Annotated in this window: 18 protein-coding genes and 1 CRISPR repeat array; of the genes, 5 read left to right on the top strand and 13 right to left on the bottom strand. The window is 68.0% G+C overall.

What is annotated here, in order from left to right; genetic code table 11:
- The 3 genes from KJS59_RS29300 to KJS59_RS29290 form a co-directional block, all read right to left on the bottom strand.
- The coding region (locus KJS59_RS29300) for an acetamidase/formamidase family protein (protein ID WP_213457005.1) at nt 1-306 on the bottom strand (306 nt) is incomplete at its 3' end.
- 7 nt (nt 307-313) lie between these two features.
- Entirely contained in the window at nt 314-1,738 is a 1,425-nt protein-coding gene (locus tag KJS59_RS29295) for an APC family permease (protein ID WP_213457003.1), read from the bottom strand.
- A gap of 203 nt (nt 1,739-1,941) precedes the next feature.
- Nucleotides 1,942-2,625, bottom strand: a complete 684-nt coding sequence (locus KJS59_RS29290; protein ID WP_213457001.1) for a zinc ribbon domain-containing protein — start codon at nt 2,623-2,625, stop codon at nt 1,942-1,944.
- 275 nt (nt 2,626-2,900) lie between these two features.
- On the opposite strand from KJS59_RS29290, the gene KJS59_RS29285 reads away from it, so the two are divergent.
- Nucleotides 2,901-3,962, top strand: coding sequence for an NAD-dependent epimerase/dehydratase family protein (locus tag KJS59_RS29285; RefSeq protein ID WP_213456999.1), 1,062 nt, complete (start codon nt 2,901-2,903; stop codon nt 3,960-3,962).
- Here KJS59_RS29285 and KJS59_RS29280 read toward each other — a convergent pair.
- Nucleotides 3,898-4,422 (bottom strand): GNAT family N-acetyltransferase, encoded by a 525-nt coding sequence (locus KJS59_RS29280; protein ID WP_249715102.1) that lies wholly within the window; start codon nt 4,420-4,422, stop codon nt 3,898-3,900. The genes KJS59_RS29285 and KJS59_RS29280 overlap by 65 nt on opposite strands.
- A complete protein-coding gene (locus KJS59_RS29275) occupies nt 4,419-5,855 on the bottom strand; it encodes a hypothetical protein (RefSeq protein WP_213456997.1) in 1,437 nt (478 codons plus the stop codon). The genes KJS59_RS29280 and KJS59_RS29275 overlap by 4 nt, the downstream gene beginning before the upstream one ends.
- Before the next feature lie 166 nt (nt 5,856-6,021).
- On the opposite strand from KJS59_RS29275, the gene KJS59_RS29270 reads away from it, so the two are divergent.
- From KJS59_RS29270 to KJS59_RS29255, 4 genes are read left to right on the top strand one after another with little or no spacing between them, the layout of a single operon-like run.
- The gene (locus KJS59_RS29270) at nt 6,022-6,810 is read left to right on the top strand and encodes a class I SAM-dependent methyltransferase (protein ID WP_249715100.1); all 789 of its coding nucleotides are present in this window, start codon (nt 6,022-6,024) and stop codon (nt 6,808-6,810) included.
- Complete coding sequence (locus tag KJS59_RS29265) at nt 6,807-7,739, top strand: hypothetical protein (RefSeq protein WP_213456993.1); 933 nt, start codon at nt 6,807-6,809, stop codon at nt 7,737-7,739. Before KJS59_RS29270 ends, KJS59_RS29265 begins: the two co-directional genes overlap by 4 nt.
- 8 nt (nt 7,740-7,747) lie before the next feature.
- Complete coding sequence (locus KJS59_RS29260) at nt 7,748-8,293, top strand: hypothetical protein (protein ID WP_213456991.1); 546 nt, start codon at nt 7,748-7,750, stop codon at nt 8,291-8,293.
- Complete coding sequence (locus KJS59_RS29255) at nt 8,290-9,492, top strand: NUDIX domain-containing protein (RefSeq protein ID WP_213456989.1); 1,203 nt, start codon at nt 8,290-8,292, stop codon at nt 9,490-9,492. The genes KJS59_RS29260 and KJS59_RS29255 overlap by 4 nt, the downstream gene beginning before the upstream one ends.
- Before the next feature lie 196 nt (nt 9,493-9,688).
- Nucleotides 9,689-10,389: direct repeats of the CRISPR family, unit length 30 nt; unit sequence GCGGCGCACCCCCACGGGCGTGGGGAGGAC.
- A gap of 18 nt (nt 10,390-10,407) precedes the next feature.
- On the opposite strand, the gene cas2e is transcribed toward KJS59_RS29255, so the two are convergent.
- The 8 genes from cas2e to cas3 form a co-directional block, all read right to left on the bottom strand.
- The gene (gene cas2e, locus KJS59_RS29250) at nt 10,408-10,731 is read right to left on the bottom strand and encodes a type I-E CRISPR-associated endoribonuclease Cas2e (RefSeq protein WP_283775926.1); all 324 of its coding nucleotides are present in this window, start codon (nt 10,729-10,731) and stop codon (nt 10,408-10,410) included.
- A 14-nt stretch (nt 10,732-10,745) separates the two neighbouring features.
- Nucleotides 10,746-11,657 carry a type I-E CRISPR-associated endonuclease Cas1e gene (gene cas1e, locus KJS59_RS29245; protein WP_376771296.1) on the bottom strand — a complete coding sequence of 304 codons (912 nt, stop codon included), beginning with the start codon at nt 11,655-11,657 and terminating at the stop codon, nt 10,746-10,748.
- A gap of 41 nt (nt 11,658-11,698) precedes the next feature.
- On the bottom strand, nt 11,699-12,319 hold the full coding sequence (gene cas6e / locus KJS59_RS29240) for a type I-E CRISPR-associated protein Cas6/Cse3/CasE (RefSeq protein WP_213456983.1): 621 nt from the start codon (nt 12,317-12,319) through the stop codon (nt 11,699-11,701).
- Nucleotides 12,316-13,077, bottom strand: coding sequence for a type I-E CRISPR-associated protein Cas5/CasD (cas5e, locus tag KJS59_RS29235; RefSeq protein WP_213456981.1), 762 nt, complete (start codon nt 13,075-13,077; stop codon nt 12,316-12,318). Before cas5e ends, cas6e begins: the two co-directional genes overlap by 4 nt.
- On the bottom strand, nt 13,074-14,216 hold the full coding sequence (cas7e, locus tag KJS59_RS29230) for a type I-E CRISPR-associated protein Cas7/Cse4/CasC (RefSeq protein WP_213456979.1): 1,143 nt from the start codon (nt 14,214-14,216) through the stop codon (nt 13,074-13,076). The genes cas5e and cas7e overlap by 4 nt, the downstream gene beginning before the upstream one ends.
- A gap of 2 nt (nt 14,217-14,218) precedes the next feature.
- Nucleotides 14,219-14,896 carry a type I-E CRISPR-associated protein Cse2/CasB gene (casB, locus tag KJS59_RS29225; protein ID WP_249715096.1) on the bottom strand — a complete coding sequence of 226 codons (678 nt, stop codon included), beginning with the start codon at nt 14,894-14,896 and terminating at the stop codon, nt 14,219-14,221.
- Nucleotides 14,893-16,377 carry a type I-E CRISPR-associated protein Cse1/CasA gene (gene casA / locus KJS59_RS29220; protein WP_213456977.1) on the bottom strand — a complete coding sequence of 495 codons (1,485 nt, stop codon included), beginning with the start codon at nt 16,375-16,377 and terminating at the stop codon, nt 14,893-14,895. Before casA ends, casB begins: the two co-directional genes overlap by 4 nt.
- A 358-nt stretch (nt 16,378-16,735) precedes the next feature.
- Nucleotides 16,736-18,070: CRISPR-associated helicase Cas3' (cas3, locus tag KJS59_RS29215; protein ID WP_213456974.1), on the bottom strand; the 1,335-nt coding region annotated here is incomplete at its 5' end.

Genomic DNA, 18,070 nt, shown 5'->3' with positions numbered 1-18,070 from the left:
AAAGTGCGGGAAGGTGCTGGACACCCCCATCGGTCGGGCGGGGGTGATCGCGAGGAAGTGCACGGCGATCGTGTCGCCCGGTTCGGCGTCCTCGATGAAGAACGGCCCGGTCACGGGATTCAGGTACGGGAAATCGCAGACGTTCGAGGGCAGGTCTTCGACGGTGCGCACGGCGCCGCCGAAGCAGTCCTCGGTGAAGGTGACGAGCACATCACCCGCGGCGGCGAGGTGCACGACCGGCAACCGTCCACCAAACGTGTACGCCAGGTCATCAAGGGTCGGCGTGTACCTGTGGATCTGACCCATGGTGGCGTCAGACCCCCTCGGGAACACGTGCGGGCGCCGGCGGCTGCGCCGGTTGCGCCGGTTCGAGGCCGGAAAGCACCGGTCGCCGGCCCGCCAGGTACAAGCCCACCAGGACAAGGACGCCGAAGCCGATCCACACGAACCCGAGCCGCTGCGCGGCCACGTTCGCGTTCCACACCACCAAGCCGAGGATCGTCGCACCGATCACGGGCATCACCAGATGCGCGAGCAGGTTCCGGCTACGACGACGGATCACGTAGTAGACAACCACTGACACGTGCAGCGCTAGGAACGCGCACAACGCCCCGAAATTGATCAAGCTGGCGAGCAGGGAAATCCCGTCATCGCGAGCCGCCATGTACAAGCCCAGACCGAGTGACAGGACAGCGACGACCAGGATCGCGTTGGTGGGCACGTTGTGCTTCCGGGACACCCGCGCCAGGAAACCCGGCAGTTGCTTGTCGCGGGCCATCGCGTACAGCAGCCGGGAAATCGCCACCTGCGCCACCATCGAATCCGGCAACCCCCACGCGATAGCGGTCGCCACCGCGCACAGGGTGGCCAGCCACGGCCCACCCGCCAAACGGGCCGCGTCGTAGAAGGCGCTGCCGCCGGGGTCGCCGGACGCGATCACCGCCTGCGCGTCCGGGGTCAGCATGGCGGCCACCCAGGTCTGGGTGATGAACAGCAGCCCAGCCAGCAAAAGCGCACCCGCCATCGCCCGGCCGATCACCCTCGACCCGCCCCGGGCCTCCTCCGACAGCATCGAGATCCCGTCGAAGCCCAAGAAACTCAACACCGCCACCGCGGTCGCGGCCAGCACGATCGACCAGCCGAACGTGTCCGGGTTGTACAACGGCTCCCACGTCCAGTGACCCTTGCCGGTCAGCAACGCCCACACCCCGACGCCGAGGAACGTCAGCAACACCAACAACTCACCGACCAGCATGACCCAGGTAGCCGTCGCGGTCATCTTGATGCCCCGCGAATTGATGACCGTGTTCGCCAACACGAACCCGACCAGCCACAACCACACCGGTACCGCAGGAACCGTCGCGTTCATCGCGACCGCGGCCACCAAGTACAGCAAGCTCGGAACGAGGATGTAATCGAGCATCACCGCCCAACCAGCCAGGAACCCAACCGGAGCACCGATCCCCCGGCCGACATAGTTGTACACCGACCCCGACAACGGGAACGCCTTCACCATCTGCGAATAGGAAAAGGCGGTAAACACCAACGCGACCATCCCGATCGCATAGGCCAGCACCACCATGCCACCCGACGCCGAGAACACCGCCCCGAAAATCGCCATCGGAGCAATCGGAACCATAAATATCAAGCCGTAGGCGAGCAGGTCACGGAACCGCAACGCGCGCCGCAACTCCTGCTGATAACCAAACCGCTGCAACTCATCGACCGGGTACGCCACCCGAATATCCCTTCTCTATCCATCCTCTATGGGGTTCTGCTGTTGGTCCGTTCGCCCAGCCCGCCGCCACGCCCTCACAGCAGTGACGGCGGGCGGGAACCTAATCGCAGTCGTGTAGCAACCGCCTACCAGCCAGGTCCCGAGGCGTTGATGCCCTTGCGCCGCGCCGCCGGGCTGTACCGGGAAGTGCTTTTAGCAGTTGGTCACCTGGGCGGTCCGGCCGCGACGATGGTGGTGCCGGCAGCCGCGGGAACGTGTACCCGCAGCTCGCCGACGCTGGCGTCGACCTCCACCCAGGACACGGCCCTGGTCAGGGCCTCCGGCCGCTGCTCAAGCGGGGTCGGCGTGAGGCGGCCGTCGATGGTGGTTAGCTCGATCCAGGCCAGGTTCTCCACCAACGTCGCGGGCACGAGGCCGACGATGCACCGCATGGTGGAGCAGGCGTAGAACCGGTTGCGTCCACCGTCCTGGTAGGGCGTCATCGGTGCGTCGTGCAACCCGCAGACCAGCAACCCGTCCAGTAGGAACCGCTGCCCCACCATATTGATCATCACGGAGCTTTCCGGTCGTCCGACCGCGCCGACGGCCACCGGTCGAAAGTGGAGGCTGTGTTCCGGCACCAGCGGCGGAAGCACCGTAGACCGAGGCTGATCGGTGGGCACCATCAGGCGCAGCTGCCACAGCCCAGCACCGAGGCTCAGCCGTTGCCCGGTCACCGGGTCCAGGACCGTACCCAGCACGTGAACCCACTCCCGATCCCCGACCACGCCCTCATCCGCTGGCGTACCGACGGACAGCACCTCGTCCACCAGCAGCGGGAAACCCTGCGGGAACTGGTCAAGCGGAAAGGTCTCCTGGTCGATCCAGGGGATGTCGTACCGTGCCATGCCGACTACGTTCACGGGCCACCTGCCTCAGGTTGAGTTCACACGAAGCCGCCGGCGGCACCGCATGCGCCGACCCGGCCTGCTCGGCGCGGGGCTAACGCAAGGGCACCGGTAGGCCGATGGCGTTTCTCGTGGCAACCAGTTGACCCAACGACCACCACCGTTGGGAATGCTGTATCGCCGTGAACAGCGGGAACGCGGTCGAGCGGCCGTGAACTGCGTGAACCTTCCGGCTACGGGACAACGTTGGGATCGGCGAGGCGCACAATGGCTCGGTGCGACTGCTGGTCCTGGGCGGGTCCTGGTTCGTCGGTCGTGTCGTCGTCGACGACGCCGTTGGCCGGGGCCATGAGGTAATGGTGTTCAATCGAGGGCGTTCGCTGGCGCGGTTTCCCGACGGAGTGCGTCGTATCTTTGGTGATCGCGAAAGCCCGCAGGACCTTAGACGGCTTGCCAGCCACGGGCCGTGGGATGTGGTCGTCGACGTTGCCGGCAGTGTCCCTGCGGTCGTGCGGCGATCCGTTGAGGCATTAGCTGACGTCGCGGGACGCTGGGTGTTCGTGTCGACGATCTCCGCGTACCGGGACTGGCCGCACGCACCGGTGGACGAGACGTCGCCGCTCTGGGACGGCGATCCGGATGTGGACCCGGGCATCCGCCGATGGGATCCGGATGCGTACGGCCCGCTGAAGGTCGGCTGCGAGCTTGCGTGCCGGCAGGCGTTCGGTGATGAGCGGTTGCTGGTGCTGCGCCCGCATGTGGTGTTGGGCCGCCATGAATACGTGGGGCGGTTGCCGTGGTGGCTGTCGCGTATGTCGCGGGGCGGGCAGGTTCTCGCGCCGGGGCCTGACCGGGCCATTCAACCGGTGGATGTGCGTGACCTGGCGGCTTTTCTGCTGAACCAGGTCGAGCGGGCTTCGAACGGCGTGTTCAACGTCGCCCCGCGGTCAGAGGCTGCCTCCTACGGAGACATGCTCAACGCCTGCGCCCAGGCGACAGCTGACCAGCGGCGTACGCCTTTGGAGCTGGTGTGGGCTGACGAGGGCTGGCTCGTGGACCAGGGTGTCCGGCAGTGGACCGAGCTGCCGTTGTGGCGCCATGCGGCGGCACCCTGGGGGATGAACGTCGACCGAGCGCATGCCGCCGGCCTGAAGTGCCGTCCGTTGGCCGACACGGTCGCCGACACGTCGAAGTGGTTGCGGACCGGGGGGCGGCCGGTCGATCACGAACGCTTTTCCGAGCACGGAATCGCGCCAGACAAAGAGGCCGCGCTCATCCGACGCTGGCTCGATCGCACTCCCCCGCCGGCGTCAGCGTCTTCGCGAACGCACGGTTGATCAGCGGGTCGCGGCCTGCGACGTAGCGTGGCGCGGGCCGGTATCCGCTGCCGTTGAACAGGTGCAGCGCAGCTGTATTGCGTACCCCGGTCTCCAAGATCACCCGCCGGGCACCCCAGTCAACCGCCTCCGCTTCTAACCAGGTCAGCAGGACCCGCCCCAGCCCGCATCCCCGTACGTCGGGGACCAGATACGTCTTTTTGATCTCCACCGTGCCCGTAGCCCGGTCGTACCAGCGGCAGCCGCCGCACCCGACGGGACGTTCCTCGCGATACGCGACGACGAAGATGCCGTACGGCGGTTCGTACGCGGCCGGATCAAGATCGACCGACTCGGCGAAGCCGTACCGGCCGACCTGCTCCTCATAGAAGGCGCTCAACAACAGGGCCGCATCGGGGTGATCAACACGGCGGGATTGCACGCAGAACTCGTCCAGGCCGGCCGGAAGATCGTTCGTCACAACCTCGATAATGCCGCATCGAACTCCGGTAGGAACTCGGCGACCACGCGGGCCCGAGCGCGGCGGCCGAGCGCGGGTCGAAGCCCTCGCAGGTAGCTGCGGCTGCGGGGCGACTGCACCAGCGGCAGGAGTTCGAGCCCTGTCCGCATGACGGTGACTGCCTCAGGTAGGTCACCGCGCAGCAGGTGCGCGCGGGCGAGGAACGTCAGGTGCAGCAGGCCGGACCGGGCGTAGGGCGGTCCCAGCCCCGGGCCAGCGGGTGTGATCATGTCGTTGACAGCGTCGGTGAGCAGTCGTATCCCCTCACCGAGGAGCCGGCTGCGGTTGGCGGCGGAATGCTCGGCGAGTACGACCAGGCCCTGACCGGCTTCGGCAGCCAGTTGGGTCGAGCTCAGGTAGTACAGGAACGAGCCACCGTCCGGCGCCTGGCTGCGATCCAGTAGGTCGGCGGCCTGATCCGCGCAGCGACGGAACCGGCCCAGGTCGCCGTCGGCCGCTGCCGCGGTGGCGTCACGGCCCAGCAGGCGCGCCCGAAGCGGGCCGTCAAACGCGCGGCCCTCGGCGGAGGCAGCCTCGGCCAGCCGAACAGCCTCCCGGCCGTGGCCGGCAAAGGCGGACACGTAGCTGAGCATGCCGACGACGTTGGCGGCCCGGTCGGCCGCTCCGAGGGCCCGGCACACACCCACACTGAGTAGGAGATACCGCTCGGCGGCACCGTAACGGCTCGAGTCGAAGTAGAGCCAGCCGAGTAGTTGAGCGAGATCGGCGACGATCGCCAGTAGCCGCTGTCCCGTGGCCACGTCGTAGTTGGCGTACTCGACCAGGTCGACCACGTTGCGCAGTTCCGCTGTCACGTATCTCAGACTCAACGCGCCGCCGCCATGCCGATCATCGAGCCGGCGCAGACCGGCGACGTGAGCCGCGATCAAGTCGACCTGCTCGGGGAGGACATAGTCGTGACCGGCGCGGTTCCGCGCGACCAGCACCGCCCCGCGTAGCTGGTCGAGAACTGCTGCGGTGAGGTCGGCGCCGGAGGCGTCAGCGATCGGGCTGCCTGGTGTAGGCGTGGTGGTGGTGAGCCGGCTCAGCTCCCGGACGAGATCGTCGACATGGGTCACCGCGTCCAAGCCGGTGACAGCGGATCGTTGCATGGTGGCCGCCTGTCCGCGGCCGGGCCAGAGCTGATCAACCGTGACCGTACGACCGAGGCGATCTGTCAGGACGGCGGCGGCCACGTCCGGGATTGGCGGTCGCGGCCGGAAGCCGCGCTGAACCCACGAGTACCCCGCTGTGGGATCCAACCGCAGCCGGTCGCGACCCTGGCTGGACAGGCGGGCGTTGATCGCGGTGACGAGTTGCCGGGGCCCCCACTCCGCCATCTGCAGGAGCTCGGCCAACGGTGTCGACGTGTTGTTCACCGGACCCCTCCGCATCGATCCTCATCGCACGGTAGCGGATCGGTGACGGTAACGGGCACCGCTCGGCGGGTGGTCACCCAACTTCACGAGGTTCACGAGACGGTGCCGGGGATTCCCATAGTTCACGTCCTCTCGCATGCGATCCCGGCGGCTCGACTGGTGCACTCGATGGGTGAGAAGGTTGGACGATCGGCAGCTCTCCGAGGCCGGCTACGGCCGGATGATCCGGGCGCTCAACGAGGTCCACTACGCCGGCGAAACCGGCTTCTACGGCACCGCGTCGCTGCGGCCGTGCGAGGAGCGGCTCTTCGAGCGGTACGGGCGGCATGGCCGCATTCTTGACGCTGGATGCGGCGCTGGCCGCGTCACGCGGGCGGTCGCCGCACGCGGTGGCGACATCGTCGGCATCGACATCAACGGCGCGGCCATAGCGGCCGCCCGGATCGCGGCTCCCGGCGTGGAATTCGTCCACACGAGCATGGCTCAAATGCCGTTCCGGGCTGAGGAGTTCACGAACGTGTGGTGTCTGCGTTTCTCCTTCAACGCCCTGCCGACCTATCAGGAGCGGCTGAACACCCTGCGGGAGCTGTGGCGGGTCTGCGCGCCGGGCGGCGTGGTGCTCGTCGAAGCGTTCAACTGGTACCACCGAGGGCGACTCGGCCTCGTGCGCGCCGCGAACCTGCTCGACCACCTCGCCCGCATGTTACACCGACATGGGGGCGGCCGATCGTCGCCCCTGCCACGGCGCGACATTCTCTACCTGGCGAACAAGACCGAAGGCGCCGCACCCGGCTACGCGCATCTGACGACCGCCAGCGAACTGCTGCGGCTCGTCACGGCCGCCGGAATAAGCGGGAACGCGACAGTCACCAGTGAGGAAGCACTGCTCGACTGCACGCGGACACCGGTACGTCCACGGCACGGCCGTTACTCGATGTGGCTCGTACTCAACAAGACGGGGGATCCATGAACCACCTGCGCCTTGCTGACCTTGTGGTCCGGATCAGCGTTCGCGACGTGGACGACTTGGACGACCTCTTGGAGCGGATCAGTGGATCCGGCGTCCAGCACACGGCCACGTATCGGCTCGTAGTGCGCCGTAACGCTCATGCGGGCCTCGTCGTGGACGACCGTCGCCGAACGATCGCCCTCAGCCTTCCGCATGGCCCCTCCACCCCGGTCACGCACATCGCCGTCCTGCAGGCGCTTGCCCGCGGCCTCGCCTACATCGAGCGATCGGCACCCGATCTGGCGCTGCTGCACGGTAGCGCGCTGACCACCAACGACGGGGCCGTTGCGGTCCTCGACGGCGGGCTCGGTCAAGGTAAGACCTCCCTGGCTCTGGGACTGGCGCACCGGTGCGGGAGCCTCCTGGTGGACGAGTTCGCGTTTGCCCGGACCGGGACCAGCGGTGTCTTTATCGCCGCAGCGCCGACGCTGCCGTGGCACGTCCGCACCGACATGGCTCCTTACCTCGCGGCCGGCCCGGGCGCATGCCCGCTGCGATACCCCGACCAGTTCCGACCCGTGATAGACACGTCGGCCTCCAACGCCGCGGTGCGGCTGATCCTGATCCCCGACCAGAGCATGGCTCCCGGCCTCACCGAACGCATCGAGCACAACCAAGTCCCTCACTACCTGCGGCACGCGGTCACTGACCACCTCAGCAAGCTGGCCAACCCGCGACTCGATCACGTCTCCATCTTCAACACCCGGGAGCAAGTCACCGATCCGACCGGAGTGCCACTCGCCGACCGGAACGCGTCCACCGCCGGTCGCGATACCGTGCTCCACATGCTCGCCGCGATCCCGACGTACCGGGTCGGAATCGGCACACCGGCCGACGTGACCACCAGCGTCGCCGCCGCCGGACGTCTCCTGAAGCCGACGCGGACATGAGACCACCGTTGCTGCTGCTGGCCGGCACCAGCGAAGCCGGCAAGTCCACCGCGGGCGACCACCTCGCCGCCAGAGGTGCCTGCCGAGTCAAGATCCGAACCATCCTGGCCCAACTCGCCTCCGGTATCCCCGCCGAACACGAGGGAGTCACGGTTCGCGAAGGCTTCGACCAGCAGGAGTTCATCCAGCGTGTGCTCGACCTGCCGATACCTGACGGTCATGCCGCCGTGGTGATCGAGAGCTTCATCGACGCCACCCTTGCCGGAGCCATCCGACGCGCCTGGCCAGCGCGGTGCCGGATCGTGTTCGTCACCGCCGACCGTGACAGGCGCCTGCACCGCCTCGCCGCCGGCCGAAACCTCACACCGAATGAAGCGGCCGCTCTCATCGACGCCAAGGACACCCGCAAACACGTTCGCCAGCAACTCGAACGGTGGCGCTTGATCGCGGACGACTGGATCGACAACGACGGTACCCGCGACGCCTACCTCGCCCGCCTGGACCAGATCTTTGCCGACCTGACCACCCACGACCGCAACGAAGGAGCAGCATGATCCGCCGCTACGCCTCCGCGGGTGCCGTCGTCGTGACGACCGACGTCACCGACCCGCGCACGCTGCTGCTCGATCAGACCCGGGTCACCGGCGAACGGCAGACCGTCGCGCCGAAGGGCCGGATCGAGCCGGGCGAAAGCCCGCTGGCCGCTGCGGTAAGGGAAGTCGCGGAAGAGGCCGGCCTGACCGCGCTCGGCTACGCCGGTTACCTCGGACAGGAGGCGTATCAGTTCACCGACAACGACGGCGCTCAGGCCGCCAAGACCGTCGACTGGTTCCTGCTGACCACCGCCACCACCGACGCTGACGCCCGGGCAGCCGAAGGGTTCACCGGCGCCCGCTGGTTCGATCCCGACGACGCAGTCCGAGTGGCCAGCCATCCCGGCTTCGTGACCCACCTCCGCCGTACCGCCAACCTCATCCGATGGCGGCAGGGCGGCACCCTGCCGTTCAGCGCCACCGTCAACGCCGTTGTCACGCAGGTCGCCGAGGCCACCCAACCTCTTCTCCACACCTACGGTGCGGGCGTTGCCGTCTGCGGCTCGGCCGCCCGCGGAGATTTCATCGACGGCTGGAGCGACATCGACTTCATCGGCTACGGCCTACCCGCCACGTCACCGGCAGCCGAGTCGCTTGCCGCGCTCGTCCGCGACATCGCCGACCAGCACGCCGTGCGCGCCTCATTACACCTCGCCGACCAAACGAACCGCTCCCCGGGCACCGCCGGACCGCTATACGACATGAAACTGCGCGCAACCCTGCGGCGCATCGGAACCGACGTCGCCCTCATCGCCGGCACAGCGCCGGAAACCACCCCGGGTGCGCCGAAGCACATCGAGGTCAACTCAGGGCTCGCAGCGCTGCTCGACTTCGCCACCCGGCGACTCTCCGCCCCCGCGACCGACAGCAGCAGCCGCAAGGACCGCGCACGCCGAGCGCTCTCGGTGACCTGCAGCGCAGCCCGCACCCTTGCCGTCACCATCGACCCCCACACCGACCTCCGACTGCAACCCACCGCCGATCTTCTCGAACGTCACCACCCCGACGCCCCGGTCGTTCCGCTGCTGCGCGCCTACGACTCATTTCGCCAGCACGGCGCCCGCGACCTCAACCACGCCGAACAGCTCGCCGAGCGGGGACCCGATGCCATTCGCGACCTCATCGAGCGACACCGCCTGCTCACGCCCGCTGGCGGCTGAGCATATGGTGGTCGTGTTCGCCGACGGCGTGGACGGCGCTGGCAAGACCACCCTGCTGAACCTGCTCTCTGAGAGCCTTCACCAGGCATGCCTCGCCCCGCCGCTGTGGCAGTACCTGCAGCCCATCGCATCCCCGGACGCCTTCCCGGGATGGGTGACCACCACCGAACCGGCACGAGTCGCCGTTGAATTGCTCCAGGCGCACCCCCACGGGCGTGGGGAGGACGGTGCGGATGGTGGTGACGCGGGCGTAGACGCCGGCGCACCCCCACGGGCGTGGGGAGGACCCAACGAGATCGCCGCCGCCGTCGATTTGATTCGGCGCACCCCCACGGGCGTGGGGAGGACGCCCGCTCATACGCCCCACCGAACGCCACCTGCGGCGCACCCCCACGGGCGTGGGGAGGACACGGTGACGCGCCGCTCCTCCACCAGCAACGGCGGCGCACCCCCACGGGCGTGGGGAGGACTGCATCTCGACCCAGAGCGACCGCATCCTGGGCGGCGCACCCCCACGGGCGTGGGGAGGACAGCCTGGCCGACGGCAACCCGTTCCTCAGACGCGGCGCACCCCCACGGGCGTGGGGAGGACTCACCCCACGCCCGGACCTCGGCGTGCGCCTGCGGCGCACCCCCACGGGCGTGGGGAGGACGGCCGAATGCAACGATGCTCCTAGCTCTTCTGCGGCGCACCCCCACGGGCGTGGGGAGGACCATGCCGGCGGTGATCGCGTGACCACACCCACCGGCGCACCCCCACGGGCGTGGGGAGGACCAGCCCCCACTCCATGCCGGTCGTCAAGCGACGGGCGCACCCCCACGGGCGTGGGGAGGACTCCTCACTCGCACCACCCGGAGGCAGCCGTGAGGGCGCACCCCCACGGGCGTGGGGAGGACACTTCGCGACCTGGGGTTTTACCAGCCCTCGGGCCAGATTCCGTCGGGTGTGGTGTCGGTTGGCTCTTGTGGGCTCATCGCGACGAGGGTCAGGCCATCGAAGTCGATGGGGCGGCGTCGGCGTTCTCCTGCTGTGCGGATGGAGTAGCCCTGTTCGGTGTTGTCTGAGTGGAGGAGGACGGCGGCGCCGTCGCCGACCACGGCTGAGGCTGTTGTCCAAAGTTCGTCGCGGACTTTGGCGGAGAGCGTGCCGACGAAGAGGCCGGGGGTGACTTCGATCATCCATCGGCTTAGTGCGCCTCGGAGATGGTCGGGGACGGCCGTGGTGGCGAGGACGACCATGGATGCCATGGCTATTAGCCCTGGTCGCCGTAGTTGATTCCGGCGGGCATGTCGCCGGTTTCGGGGTCCCAGAGGGACACCACATCGGCGCCGGGTTCCGGTGTGGGTCGGGTGATGTCGGGGTCCAGGAGGTGCTGGATGTCGGTGACGATGGTGGGCATGAGTTTCAGGAGTCGGAACTCTTCGCGGAGTTTGCGTCGGGCGTCTCGTTCGGGGTCGGTGGAGTTACCGAGGGAGAAGGCCAGTGGGACGGTTACTTTGGCCTTGTACAGGTCGGCGACGTCGTAGACGAAGGCGTGTTGGGTGCCGCTGTGCACGAACCCGAGCGCGGGCGAGCAGCCGAGTGCCAGGGTGGCGGCGTGGACGACGCCGTAGAGGCAGGTGCTTGCTGAGGACAGTGCCAGGTTGACGGGGTCCTGCGCCTCCCATTTGTCTGGGTCGTAGTTTCGGCGGAATCTGCCGGTGCGGTACCGCTCGGCCAGGAGCCGGTAGAGCTTCTTCATCCGCTGCCCCTCCATGCCGCGGAGTTGGGCGAGTGATGTTCCTTCTGGCACTTTTTCGCCGAACCGCTGTTCGTACATGCGCACGGCGACGGCGAGACGCTGGGCGTCGTCGGCCCAGCAGCGGACCTGCCGTTCGAGCCAGGTGGTGGTGAGGCTGGCGGGTGTGATGCCGGCGTAGCTGCGAACGCCGCCGGAGCCGACGCACACGATGGTGGTGCCGTGACGGGCGAAGGTGGACAGCGCTCGGTGGGTGATGGAGGTGCCGGGGCCGAGCAAAAGGCAGCTGACGGTGGCGGTCGGCAGGTAGACGCGTTCGATCCCTTTAGGCGTGTCGACCTGGGCGCAGACGCCGGTGTCGTCTTGGACGATCCGGACGATGTCGGCGTAGAGGAAGCTGAGCGAGTCAGCCACCCGGGGCAGCATCGCGAGTGTGGGCGCGGCGAGGCGCCGGCGGGCGTTGCTGGTCACCGGATAGGTGCGAGGCTGAGCAGACCGCAACCAAAGGATTTGCCGCGGCCGATGCCGGTGAGGATTGCCGTGCGTAGCAGGTCGGCGTCGTGAACGACGGCGGTACCGTCGAAGCGGGTGACGGCATGCCGCACCGGTTGGCTTTTACCGAGCATGGCCGGTTGCGGGTCGATGTGGGCCTGTTCCAGGCCGAGGCCGTGTTCGGTGGCGCGTTTGGCCCACCAGGAATCTACCGCCGCACCGGCCAGGGGAACGACCTTCCCGGCGTTCGGTCCGGTGACCGCCCGCTTGGAGGCGTTGGCCGCGATACGGTACTGGACTCGCATGCCGGGACGGATCGCTTTGAGTAGCGGGCCTATGTCCCTGGTGTCGATGGTTCCGTATCGTTCCGGCAGGCGGCTCGGGTCCGGTTCCACGGCCGTCTGCACGAGCAGCACCGGACCGGTCGGGGTCTGGTCGATGCGGAACAGTACTCCGGCTCGTTTCCGGGGGTCGGGTCCGAGGTTGTCGGGGACCAGGGCCATCACGCGTCGGTGGATGGCGATGACGTCGCGCAGGTCTCGGCTGGCGGTGCGGTTGCGCAGGTCTGGTGTGATCCGGATCAGCCAGGCGTTCACGCCGGCACTCCTTCCAGGTACTTCTTCAGCGCGCGGAGGTAGTCGATGCCGGGGTCGACGAACAGCCTGGCGGGTAGGGGTTGGCTGGTGACCCAGATCGACCGCGAGCGGTAGTGCCGGCGGTGCGGATGGAAGTCGATGGGCAGGTCGTTGACGGCGAGTCGGGAGGTGTTGTCCTGCCCGGATGGTGGGCTTTCGAGGATGAAGTCGACCGGGACCGAGTCATCGGATGAGGGTTTGCGGCGGGCGAGCGGGACCAGCTGGTGCAGGTCCGCGACTGGGTCGTCCACTGCGGACCGCAGCAGTAGCGGGGTTTCCGCGGGGCAGGACCGGCGGCCGAGGTAGGGCGCCCAGGCCGGGTTGTCGAGCGCCTGCGCTACCTGTTCGGTGACTGGTTGTGGACCGGTGACCGCGACGGTGAAGACCGCGTCGGCGAGGTAGTTACGGCGGGACACGATGGTGCCCGTCCCTGGTAGCCGGCGGCCACCTTCAGCGGTCGGTGTCGTCTGTTCCCTGGGCAGTCCACCGCCGACGGTGTGGAAGTCCTGCATGAGGGTGCCGGGCCGGTCGACCCGGATGGTGATGGCGAGGTCGGCTAGGTCGTCGATCGGTTCGCCTCGGTGTCTGCCGAGCACGCCGGCGAACAGTCCGATCAGCCCGGAGCGTGTGGGATAGGGCCGGGTGTCCCGCACGGAGAAGGTGCTGTGGTCGCCCCAGGACTGCATGGGCCCGGCGAGTCGCAGCAGCAGACCGCTCACCGCAGCCCCGTCCCCAGGATCGCGTCTTGGACGAGCGTGGTGTGGGAGGAGGCCAGGTCACCGAGGTTGTCCAGGCGCTTCTCGTCGGCTATGGCGTGTGCGTGGTGCAGCAGCCCGTCGCGTCCGATCAGCCGGTAGACGTGACCGGCGTACTCGGACAGTACGGTGCGGGCCTTGGGGCCGAAGCCGCCGTCGAGCGGTGCCCGCACTGGTGACTCGAACGCGCTGGCGAGGGAAACGGGCCGATCCCCGCGTACCGCGATGTAGACCAGGTCCGGGACGGTGAACGGGGCGGTGGAGTTCTTCTTCGCGCCCGGTATGGCGTCGATGAAGGTGGCGAGGAAGTCTCCGGCGAGTTCGGCGGTGAGGGCGGTGTCGCCGCCGAGGTTCTTCGACAGGTCGCGGATGTTGATGCTGGCGTAGCGGTAGAACGTGCCCGCGCTGAACTCGGCGTTGTTCATGTGCCCGCTGCCGGTTTCCTCAGCTTCCTCGTTGAGGTCGTCGACGGCGGTGAAGAAGTCAACCTGTGGGCTGGTGCCGTGCACGGTGAAGGCGTGGGCGACCTGGACCGCACCGTCGACGTGCGAGGCCGGCACGTCGGCGAGCATCCGGCCGAAGAGGTTGATGATGCCGTTGCGTTCGGAGATCACCCTGGTGATCTCGTCGCGTGGAAGCACGGACTCCGCCTTGGCTTGCTTCTTCCCTGCCTTCTGCCCGGGGGTGTGCACGGTGGCGAGGGCATCACGGTGGGCCTGGCAGATGGCGGCCAGTTCGTCGAGGGCTGGGGCGGGCAGATAGAGCAGCACGGACGTGCCGCCGTTGTCCTCCAGGGCAAGGCCCTTGCTGGTGATACTGGCCGCCACCTGTTGTCCGGCGAAAGTCGCCAAGTCGTCGGGCCATCCGCTGTCTTGCAGCCGCGCCGCCACCTCCAGCGGCACCCGCCGGGTACGCAGAGCGCGTTCCCCCGAGCGGTCCTGCAGGGCGATCCGGACGGCCCGCTTCCAGCTCTGGCTGGACACCCGGGTCCGGTCAACCCCGCCGAACCGCACCGACTTGGGTGAACCCAGGTCGTCCCGGTTGAGGTTCGCGTACGGGATGCTGTGCAGCAGGTGGATGTCGATGTATCGAGCGACGGTCATGTTCACTCCTCGGCGTTCACGATGCGGTAGTAGTCCTGGAGCCAACGCTTGGCAACGACGTCGCGGTACCCATCCCACCAACTCAGGTCGGCGATGAGCTGAGCCCAGTCGACGGGTACGTCCAGCGACCGGATATGCCGGACCAGGCCCGGCAGGTGCCGGTGCACCCCGGGCAGGTCCTGGCGGACGAGCAGGTGCAGCCGTTTCTCGGCGGTCGCCTTCCCGATAGCGCGCCGGGACATCCGCGCGTCTTTTACCGCTTCGGCAAGCGCGGTGCCGAGGCTGGGCCGCCTGGTACGGCTCGAGTGATCCGGCTCGGGCTCAAAATCCTGCACGACAACACCGACGGCGGTGTCCGGGTCAGCACCGCTGTGCTCGGCCGTGTCACCTGTCGCGGGATCGGCATCGGCGGTGGTGTCGTTGCCGCGCCTCCCGCTGCGCGACTGCGCCGCGATCATCGACGCCACCGAGTACAGGGCGTACTCCAAGGCGCGGCCGGGCGGGTCGGGCAGCCACTGGGCGACAGTGGCGTGCATGCCGTACGCCTGTTCCGGCGGCCGTCCCAGCCCTCGGCGCAGTGACGCGCGCCGCTCCGGCACGTCCTGGCAAACTCGGGTGACGTGCCGGACGAACCTGTCGTACGTATCGATCGGCCCGCGGGTCTTACTGTCGCTGCTCACTTTGTCTTTCCTTTCCGGCGCTCACCGAGCCGACGGTGCGCTGTGTCGATGGCGGCAGCGAAACGGGGAAGATGCGCCGCCGCGTCGGTAGCCCAGTCGATCGCGGCATGCCCGAGCCGTTGGTACGACTTGCCAGCGATGTCCCAGGTGCGGTCCCACAGGTGCGTCCAGAACAGATCCTCCGCCTCGGACCAGTAGCGCATCGTCGCCCGGCCCGCCCAGGGGCCTGTCCGGTCGGCGACGTTGGTCGACTCCTGCCAAGCCCGCTTCATCACGTACTCGAGTTGGCTGCCGGTCGCCTCCGCGGCCTGGACCACGCTGACAGCCCCCCTCGCCGCATCCCGATCTCCCTCCCACATCCACCGCAGGAGGGGTGGAGTGACCGACGTGAACCACTGCCGGTCCTTGGCCTGCCCGTCCTGGTCGAAGCCGAACGCCCGGACCCGCTGTTCGCCGTCATCGAACTCCTGCGCGCTGAGCAGGATCGCCGGCCGCTGGCTCTGACCCGTCTCCTCGACGACGTCACACAACAGCGCCGGCACATCTCGCCACAGGGCTCGGGCACCATCGGCCGGCAGCTGATACCAGTTTCCCTGCTTGCTCAGCCTGCGGACCACGTACGGGTCGGACGCCGGAACCGGCGACGAACGCCGGGCCCACGTGACGTACGCGTCGGTGACATGGCTACCGTCGACGTTGGGCACCAGCAGAATCGCGTGCTGGAACCGGCCAGTGAGCAGCCCACCCGGCCACGTCAGCGGCGGCGGTGCCGCGAGTGGGTCAGGCAAACTCGGCCGCTCCCATGGACACACGTCCGGTTCGTCGCTGCCCGTGTGGGGGCCTGGCACACCCAAAACCAGCGACTCGAAGAGGTTCTGGCCCAGCGGGTGGTAGGACATCGACGACCGCAGCGGACCCGCGTTGCTGTTCGCCAACTTCTGGCCATCTACCTCCCGGCTGCTGCAGCGCCCAGACGCGCCGTAGTACAACTGCGCGACCAGATGCCAGGCGGCCTCAGCCGCCGGCACCAGCACCGGGTCGAGGTCGGTGTGATGCCCGAACCACACCTGCGTGTTGCCCGCAGGCCGGTCAAAGACCAGCTTGTTGACCCCCGACGACTTCGGGCACTGGGCCGCGAGCCGCGGATCCTGCAACCACGGCCGTTCCGGATGAAACAGGTCGAATGATCCTCGGTGCTCGTCGAAGTAGGCAGCCACTCGATCTGGATCAAGATGTCCACTGCAGAGCGTGTCGCCTTGGCGGCCCTGCCACGCGGCCGGGTCGTCCAAGCCGGTGATCCGGGCCGTGATCGCATACAGGATCCGCCACAGCCCCGACGCCGCGGGCGGAACCGGCACCACCAAGTCATCGAACTCGTGAGCCCTCAGGTACAGCTCACGCAACCCAACCATCATCGTCCGCGATCCTTGGCGGACCAGCAACCAGGGTGCTTCGATGAGATCGAACGACGGGGAGGTCATGTTGTGCACCCCTTCGTGAAGGCAGACCGCCAGACAGTGCCCGAGGCGATGGGCTACCCAAAGGCACCTGTCAGATGGATGACATATGCTGCGGACGGTTCCCCACCGGAGTGGGGGTGCTCCATGTGCGACGGGAGGCCGGGGCTTTCCATTGGCCCGTATCCCCACGCCCGTGGGGGAATGAGCTGGCTAGACGGGCCTCGACTGGCCAGCTCAGATAATTTACGTGATCGCGACTTCCTCGTGCTCCCGATTCCAAAAGTGTGCTACTGGGGGGCGAGGGGTATCCAGGGGGAGGGGGGGGACCGTCAGACCGACACGGTACACCGACCGTCTGGAGTGGTCAATCGGCCTCGCGCTAAGGCCAGCGGCGTGCGACGAGGCCAAGCTCGTGATCGAGCCGTGTGGCGCGCCCGGCGATCTCGATGGGACGGGGGCCCTCAGGGCCAAGGTGGAACCAGAGCGCACGCAACTCACCGAGCCATGGGATTTTCTCCCACCGGACAGGTAGCTCTATGCCAGGCTGATATCCCCTGAGCAGGCTTTCTCGCACCGGGATGGTCAGGTTGAGGATCGACCGGATCTCATCGGCGTCGAACCGTTCGCCCGGTCCGCTGCCGCTCTTCTGGAGTGGCCGCGTGCGCTCCGGGTCGAGCCACTGTCCGCCGTCCTGGTCGACGTAGCAGCACAGCACCCGCACCGACTCGGCCCCCAGCCGGGTCGCCGCCCGACCCTCGGTGATCTCACCCTGCGACAACGCCGCGAGGTCGCCCACGTTCTGCGGATCCGGAACGACCCATAAATCCGCGACCTGCCGCCCCACCATCGCCTCGACTTGATAGTCGACATAGTCGTCCGCGAGCCGGGGGTCGGAGATGCCGGTTGGGCTGTAGATGGCCTCCATGTGGCCCTGGACGTCCTCGGGTATCTGAACCTTCCCGACTCCGGCCAGCCGTAAGTGGGTGGCCCGCAGCAGATACGGGTGGTAGACGTCGCCCCAGTGGAGAGGCTTCGCGTGGCACCCCTCGTGCTGCGGATCAAGGACGACCAGGCGTGGGCCCTTCGCCCAACGAGGCCGCGTGTGGCTGTGCCGGTAGCAGCGGCCCGCACGCTGGATCAACTGGGCGAATGGCGCCAGATCACTGATCACCAAGTCGAAGTCGAGGTCGAGCGACTGCTCGATCACCTGAGTAGCGACCATGATCATTCTCTCCGGCCGCTTCGCGCCGTCCTTGCCGAGCGCGGCGACGATCTCCTCGGTGATCTCCTCGCGCTGCTGGCTTGGGAACCGGGAGTGCAGGAGCCGTACCTCGGCGCGGCTCCCTGCCCACTCCCGCACCATCTCGTACGTCCGCTGCGCGTCATCGACCGTGTTGCACACCACCCCCGCGCACCCGTGGTCCTCGACCAACGGGGTCAACACCTCCCGCAGGACCGCATCCCGGTCGAGGTGATCGTGTCCGCTGGCATCCGAGCGCCGGACATGGTGCACGGGCCGCACGTCGAGCTGGAGTGGGATCCGCCGACCAGCGGCGACAGCCGCCTGCGCGTGCGCGGAGATAGCGATCGTCGGTTGGTCGGGATGGGCGGGCACAAAGACCCAGCCCGGGTAGGGAACCAGCTCCGACGGCGGCGGGGACGCGCCGGTACCCCGCTGGTATGCGGCGGCCAGGGCGGTGACGTGGCTTGCCGG

Origin of the sequence: Rhizomonospora bruguierae (assembly GCF_018397995.1) — a bacterium.
GTDB lineage: Bacteria > Actinomycetota > Actinomycetes > Mycobacteriales > Micromonosporaceae > Rhizomonospora > Rhizomonospora bruguierae.
The sequence above is the reverse complement of the archived record's forward strand: the minus strand, read 5'-3'. Positions and strand labels throughout refer to the sequence as shown.

What these genes read in the sequence shown, in the direction of transcription:
- KJS59_RS29290 (WP_213457001.1), bottom strand. Translation starts at nt 2,625, where the DNA reads ATGGCACGGTACGACATCCCCTGGATCGACCAGGAGACCTTTCCGCTT.
- KJS59_RS29275 (WP_213456997.1), bottom strand. Translation starts at nt 5,855, where the DNA reads ATGCGGAGGGGTCCGGTGAACAACACGTCGACACCGTTGGCCGAGCTC.
- KJS59_RS29265 (WP_213456993.1), top strand. Translation starts at nt 6,807, where the DNA reads ATGAACCACCTGCGCCTTGCTGACCTTGTGGTCCGGATCAGCGTTCGC.
- KJS59_RS29255 (WP_213456989.1), top strand. Translation starts at nt 8,290, where the DNA reads ATGATCCGCCGCTACGCCTCCGCGGGTGCCGTCGTCGTGACGACCGAC.
- cas2e (WP_283775926.1), bottom strand. Translation starts at nt 10,731, where the DNA reads ATGGTCGTCCTCGCCACCACGGCCGTCCCCGACCATCTCCGAGGCGCA.
- cas1e (WP_376771296.1), bottom strand. Translation starts at nt 11,657, where the DNA reads ATGCTGCCCCGGGTGGCTGACTCGCTCAGCTTCCTCTACGCCGACATC.
- cas7e (WP_213456979.1), bottom strand. Translation starts at nt 14,216, where the DNA reads ATGACCGTCGCTCGATACATCGACATCCACCTGCTGCACAGCATCCCG.
- casA (WP_213456977.1), bottom strand. Translation starts at nt 16,377, where the DNA reads ATGACCTCCCCGTCGTTCGATCTCATCGAAGCACCCTGGTTGCTGGTC.